This is a genomic window from Marisediminitalea sp. (genome assembly GCF_984433645.1).
Genome location: NZ_CFIDRX010000004.1, coordinates 57133 through 63646, shown reverse-complemented (window position 1 = coordinate 63646; position 6514 = coordinate 57133). Strand labels below are relative to the sequence as shown.

Genomic DNA, 6514 nt, shown 5'->3' with positions numbered 1-6514 from the left:
CGCTGGATGATGACTGAGCAAGGCAAGTACTGGGCTGACTTTGGCACCTTGCTGGAAGTGGAAAAGTACCACAATGAAAAGCGCTGGGAGGTAACTACCGGCCTGGTAATGGAAAAAGAGATTGGGCAAACCAGCCTGACCGTGAATACGCTGCTGGTATATGAGTGGGGAGACGTACCTGATCAGGAATTAAAAACGCAGCTGCGGGTAAAATACCGGTATCGATGGATGCCCCTGTTGCAGCCTGCAGTTGAGTTGTACACCGGGGACGATTTTGTTGGCATCGGCCCTGCGTTTATGGGGATCAAGCGATTTGACAGTCGTCGCCAGTTAAAATGGGAGCTGGGTTTTATCGCCGCCATTGACAGTGTGAGTAAAGACCATTCGCTGCGCTTCTCTCTGGAATATGAGTTTTAGCGCGGTAACAGTACCGCGCTAACGGCCCTTCATTATTCAACAACCCCATTAAAGTAGATGGATGATTCCTCAACGAATACATCAATAACATCATTAAACTCATCTACGTCGTCTTTGGGCAAACGCGTTTGCGGCATGTCCAGCGTAGTGGTGACTTCAATATGATTAGGTTTGACCAACCTGACTTTGCGGGTTAATTCACCAAAACGCGTTGTTAGCTTTAGCGCTGCCGGCTGGCTGCGTACTTTCCAGCCCGGTGGCAAAAACAGATTGTAGGTCGAGTCGATATTTAACCCCGGGAACCCATAGCCAAAAGGCGCTTCCGACAACTTCATCAATCCCAGTTCGTAACGTACCCAGGCATCGTATTCGGTAAGCACAAACTCTTCTGCAACATCAAAATAGGGCTCATATTCCGTATTGCTTTTCACGATGAGTGGATTGCCGATAGCATCGATTCCCTCTACCTCAAACGTGGGCGACACACCCGTTGCAACCACATCCTCGTACACCGACGTCAGCCACTTGTTCTGCTCTTCAGTGTTTTTACTGGCAAGGTTGCTACGCATCGAGCTGGCATACTCATTGGAAAACGTAACCGTCTGCTGTTCAGTTTGTCCCCCGCCTGGCGTGTAGTGAATATCGGTAATCTGATTAACCAACCAGCGGTGTGTCGATTGCGGCAACAACGCTGGCACCGGAGCGGCCGCTTGCTTGAGAGGTAGCGAAACATGTCCCTGGATCCAGTCTGAAACATAACGCCAATCACTGTAAGCATCGGTGGCATCCAGACAATAATCATTGCCAATTAACTCAAAGCACGCCACAGCGTGATCAAAATAGCTCATGCCCGGTAAAGCAACCGGAGCAAGAGATTCCCGGTCTGTAGACACCAGTACCGGGTAAGCGGGTACGCCAATCTCATTTAACAATGCAACCAAGACAACGGTTTTATCTTTGCAGTCGCCATAGCGGTTGTAAATAGTGTCATCTACCGCATGCGGCACAATAGCATGCCCGTTATCCGACATAGAGACATAGCGGATATCCCTGGCAGTAAACTCATGAATTGCCGATATTTTTTGTTTAACAGACATATCTGCAGTCAGCAGCATGTCCAGTGTTTCTGCCACGCTGGACTGACTCGCCAGCGCCTGTTCGAAGCCTTTATTTACCCGGGTGATCAGTCCATTCCAATCAGGTGTGGTAGTAACAAACACTTGCCCAATCTGATCAAGCCAGTTCACGTTTTCGCTTGATTTCAGTGCGGCCAGTTCGGTTCCTGAACACACTAAGGTTTGTTCGTCGCGATCACACGTGAGTACGTCATTGAAAACGTTATAATCAAAATACGCGCCGTCTTTAGCACTTACGGTTAAGCGGTATTCTCTGACAGGCGAAAACTGTTGCGGGAAATGCGTTCTCGACCAGTCTTCAATGCCTTTTGTGCGATCATGCGTAACGGTATAGGAAAGTACGGTCATGCCCTTTTCCTGCAAGCCAGGAAAACTGATCACCTTGCGTTTACCATCCGTGAAAATATTGTATCTATCGTCTTCAATTTCTTTAATATTTTCTGCAGTTACCCTGGTAATTCGGCCTTCTGTCGTTACCGAAAAGGCCTGAAGATCGGTCACCGTTTCTGACAGTAGATTGTAATTCAGGGTTTCATACCCCGACTCCTGCACCAGCGCTTTGGTCGGGTAATACCAGGCTTTCGTTACCTTGGTAACGATTTTATTGGCGTAGATTGTGTGATTTACATCGGTATAGACTTTGGTTAAGGATTCGGTGTCAAACTCATCGGCGCTTGCCATCCAGCCCTGTGCCATTGAGGTTAACGTGGTTGCGCTGTTGTTTTCAGCGTCTGACACAGGGACTGCCGACGCAAACTGCGTCCAGAGCAACGCACCACAGCCTAGGAGTATCTGTTGAATGGATTTACTGTTCATAGCGTTTAAGTCCCTGCGCCTGGCGGAGGAAACCCGCTTCTTGTTCTTTATAGGTCAGTTTAGTGGTACTCAGGTAGCCATAGAGCTCATAAATATGGTCATCGACACGAATGAAGTGATGAGTGGCAATGGTGGGATCGCCCATACTTGTGCCTTTACAGATGACAAATGACTCAACCTGAAGTGTGCCGGCCGTTAGCGTCCTGTTCTCTGAACAAGACTTAACATTGAAATCCTCATAATTTTGACCAATGCGCCACTGGGCAAGGTCAGTAAGGGAATAATCCGGGTCGTGATCAAACGCAATGAAATACTGAAAATCCAGCGGGCCAGCAATTTCAAATAACCCGCTACCATCTGAAAATGTGCCAATTTCGACTTTATGCCAACCAGATTCTACAACTGACAGCTGAATGGTCTGTTGTTCATCTGTGATCACCGTATTGGTAGCTAATGGCGCCACCTTTGCAAGAAACGGGGTTAATACCATGTTGTAACTTAAAAACACCATAAAAGGCACACCCAATACAACAAACGGCCATTGCCACCAGGCATAGCCACCGAAGTATCTGCGCCGAGGATTAGCCACTGCGTCTCGCAGGCTATCCATGCGCTTATTCAGCAACGCAAAACACCCTGCCCAAAGCAATAATCCGAACAAAACCCAACCAACTGAAATATCGATTTTGCTGGTGATGGCAAAAAACAAACCAATGCCACAAGTTAGAATTAGCCACAAACGGTTTGTCCAGTCACTCCACCCCTTCAGGTTTTGCGCTTGCTCCGCCTCTTCAATGGCGCTCAGTAAACGGGGCAACATAAAAACCTGGGCTAAAAATACCAAAGGCACCAAGAACCAGGCCAACGGGGTAAATTCTTTGTTGAAGGCCCGTTTTAAGTCTCGGGTGGCGGTAACGCACCAAAAGCAGGTGTAAATCCCAAATGTGCAAAAATGCAGTAGAAATTCCAGCGCAATATGGCGACCGGGTTTTAGCGCAGGCAGGCTTTCAGTCTCCGTCACCGGGGGCAAAACTGTGTCAGTCACGTCTGACATCCTTATCATTATTAACCACTTATCGAGTTATACCAGATGCCCGTTGCGATGAAAACACAAATCACCTCAAGCTAAGTTTTCCTTAAGTTTCGCCCTTTACACTGCAACACAGTGTGAAATTCGAGGAACTACTTAATGCGTCATTTCCCCCGCATTACCCGAAAACTGTGTTTACCTGTGCTTATTGTCGCAACACTCCTGACCCAGGGTGTCATGGCCAAACAACCAGCGCCTGATCTTCTGCTCACCACCGCAACTGGGCAACATAAACTGTCTGATTATCAGGGACAGGTCGTCTATCTGGATTTCTGGGCCAGCTGGTGTAAGCCCTGTCAGCGCTCTTTCCCGTGGATGAATGCCATGCAGCAAAAATACGCTGGTCGTGGCTTTACCGTTGTGGCCATTAATGTCGATACCGACCGTAAACTTGCAGACCAATTCCTTTCAATGTTGCCTGCCACTTTTCCCGTGGCGTTTGATCCCGAAGGGACCGCCCCTGCACTTTACAAAGTGCCGGGTATGCCCACCAGCTATCTCATTGACCACACAGGCCAGTTACGACTGGCCCATCAGGGTTTCCACATACAGAAACAAGATCAGTATGAGCAGGAAATCGTTGCCCTTTTAGAAGAAATGGAGTCATCACAATGAAGCGTAAAACATTATATGTTTCGGTGTTAATTGCACTTAGCCAACTCGGTGGTTGTGCCTCATTGGGCGTGCAGCCCTGGGAGCGGGACCTGTTGGCCAAAGACGAAATGGCGCTGGGAGCCGAAGGCATCGACCTTGGGTTAGATGACCATATTTATTTCAGTAAGGAAGCAACCAGCGGTGGTCGTTCCTTTGCGGGAGGTGGCTGCGGATGCAACTAAATCATAAAGGCTCAATTGCTACTGCACTGGCGGGCGCAACATGTGCGCTGCTTGGACAATCTCCGGCACACGCAGACACCGATTCCTCCGTGTTAAAAGACTGGAAGTTCGACACTGCGATTTTATATTACGGTGAAACGGATCGCGTGAGCCTGGCAGAAGGCGTGATCAGCGCAACGAAAACGAATAATGATGACAGTATCTTCAACGTAAAACTGGTACTCGACACCCTGACCGGCGCGTCTGCTAACGGCGCAGTTCCCCAACCTACAGTCCAGACCTTCTCACGGCCATCCGGTAAAGACTCGTATCAGGTAGCAGCGGGCGAAACCCCTTTGGATGATACTTTCAGGGATACCCGCGTTCAGGTCGCTTCGTCATGGATGCAGCCTTTTGCTAAAACCTGGCGCGGTACCGCCGGTATCAATGTTTCTCGCGAGTACGATTACATGTCACTGGGCGTAAATGGCTTATTGGAAAAAGACTTATTCCAGCGCAATACCACGCTATCGGCCGGTTTGTCTTATCAGTTCGACAGCATTGACCCCGTTGGTGGCAAACCCACGCCATTGTCGAGCATGCTTATCCCCAGTGACAATTCAGATTCTGACGAGGATACGGGTCAGTACAGCAAAAATGGCAGTGACAACAAAACAACAATGGATTTGCTGTTTGGTGTCACCCAGGTGATTAACCGGCGCATGCTAATGCAATTCAACTTCGGTCTGAGTGTTGTTGACGGTTATACCACAGACCCCTACAAAGTGCTGAGCGTCATCGATGCTAATGGGGTAACACAGGACATAATCTATGAAAACCGTCCCGATACGCGCACCAGGCATTCATTTTTCTGGCAGACCAAATACGCACTGGATAGTGGCGTGGCAGACGTGTCGTACCGTTTTGCAACGGATGACTGGGACATAAACTCCCATACCATCGACTCGAGACTGCGCTTCAATTTATCGGATCGCAGCTACATTCAGCCCCACTTTCGCTATTACCAACAATCGGCTGCGGACTTTTATCAACCGTTTGTGAATCAGTCGGCTCCGTTGCCAATGTACGCCAGTGCAGATTACCGAGTTGGCGAAATGACTGCATATACGGTGGGTCTGAAGTACGGTCGCAAACTCGACAACGGACATGAATGGGCTGTTAGGGCTGAGTATTACCAGCAGGACCCGAAAAATGCCGGATTCGACCAACCCGGTGTCCTCGCTGATTTGGACCTCTACCCCAGCGTAAAAGCCGTTATACTGCAGTTTAACTATCATTTTTAGTGACAACAATAATGGCTGAACAACTGCATCCGGCGGCATTACCGCCGGTCACTATTTCACCAAAAGAGGGCTTTTTCCTGGGTGAATTTGACGCTATGGCCAGCCCCTGCGAGCTGCTCATAGAGACGCAAGACACACATATCGCCCGCTCAATCGCAGCACTGGCGGCACGGGAAGCCAAACGCATTGAACACAAATTCAGCCGTTATCGCCCGGACAGTGTGGTTTCACATATCAACTGTGCTGACGGAGCGGCAGTTGAGATAGATGACGAAACTTACCGGCTGCTTAACTTTGCTAATACCTGTTTTTCATTGAGCAACGGCCTGTTTGACGTGACCGCCGGCGTGCTGCGTAAGGCCTGGCGATTTGATGGCAGCGATAACGTGCCGGAAGAGGACACGGTCACGCCGTTACTGGCGAACATAGGGTGGCAACGCACACAACTAACGGAAACCCACTTCACCCTGCCGCCTGGCATGGAAATCGATTTGGGCGGTATTGGCAAAGAATACGCTGTAGACAAGGTTGCAGGCAGCATTAAAGCCAGCTACCCGGGTATTTCGACTGTGGTTAACTTTGGTGGAGACATTCAGGTCACCGAACGTCGCAGACTGGATAAACCCTGGTTGATTGGCATCGAAAATCCAGTATTAGCCAGTGATGCATCTACCATAGTCAAAATCTATCAGGGAGGGTTGGCAACCAGCGGTGATGCTCGCCGCTTCCTACTTAAAAACGGCAAACGCTACAGCCATATTCTGAATCCGTTTACGGGCTTTCCGTTAGAGAACCCGCCGCGCTCTGTTACCGTCGCTGCTGACAACTGCACGCAAGCGGGCCTGATAGCTACCCTGTCAATGTTACAGGGAGCCCAGGCCAAATCATTTTTAACCTCGCAGCGCGTGACCCACTGGATATACGACTGACGGTTTA

At 49.4% G+C, this 6514-nt stretch carries 6 protein-coding genes and 1 pseudogene; 5 read left to right on the top strand and 2 right to left on the bottom strand.

The features are described 5' to 3' along the window. Positions 1-417 (top strand): annotated as a pseudogene (locus tag AC4MRN_RS01385) (hypothetical protein); the annotation flags it as partial. Positions 418-449: 32 nt separating this feature from the next. Here the strand turns inward: AC4MRN_RS01385 and AC4MRN_RS01380 are convergent. Both AC4MRN_RS01380 and AC4MRN_RS01375 read right to left on the bottom strand, forming a co-directional pair. Then, positions 450-2369 (bottom strand): DUF3857 domain-containing protein, encoded by a 1920-nt coding sequence (locus AC4MRN_RS01380; protein ID WP_491202280.1) that lies wholly within the window; start codon positions 2367-2369, stop codon positions 450-452. After that, positions 2359-3414, bottom strand: coding sequence for a DUF4234 domain-containing protein (locus AC4MRN_RS01375; RefSeq protein WP_491202279.1), 1056 nt, complete (start codon positions 3412-3414; stop codon positions 2359-2361). Before AC4MRN_RS01375 ends, AC4MRN_RS01380 begins: the two co-directional genes overlap by 11 nt. A 144-nt stretch (positions 3415-3558) precedes the next feature. Here AC4MRN_RS01375 and AC4MRN_RS01370 point away from each other — a divergent pair, with 144 nt between their 5' ends. Genes AC4MRN_RS01370 through AC4MRN_RS01355 form a run of 4 tightly spaced genes read left to right on the top strand, consistent with a single transcriptional unit; the run spans position 3559 to position 6507 of the window. Continuing rightward, positions 3559-4074, top strand: a complete 516-nt coding sequence (locus AC4MRN_RS01370) for a TlpA family protein disulfide reductase (RefSeq protein WP_491202278.1) — start codon at positions 3559-3561, stop codon at positions 4072-4074. Then, positions 4071-4295: a DUF4266 domain-containing protein gene (locus tag AC4MRN_RS01365; RefSeq protein ID WP_155015147.1), complete on the top strand. Its 225-nt coding sequence runs from the start codon at positions 4071-4073 to the stop codon at positions 4293-4295. Before AC4MRN_RS01370 ends, AC4MRN_RS01365 begins: the two co-directional genes overlap by 4 nt. Beyond that, positions 4286-5578 carry a DUF3570 domain-containing protein gene (locus AC4MRN_RS01360; protein WP_491202277.1) on the top strand — a complete coding sequence of 431 codons (1293 nt, stop codon included), beginning with the start codon at positions 4286-4288 and terminating at the stop codon, positions 5576-5578. Before AC4MRN_RS01365 ends, AC4MRN_RS01360 begins: the two co-directional genes overlap by 10 nt. 11 nt (positions 5579-5589) lie before the next feature. Further along, positions 5590-6507 (top strand): FAD:protein FMN transferase, encoded by a 918-nt coding sequence (locus tag AC4MRN_RS01355; protein ID WP_491202276.1) that lies wholly within the window; start codon positions 5590-5592, stop codon positions 6505-6507. Positions 6508-6514 lie beyond the last annotated feature (7 nt).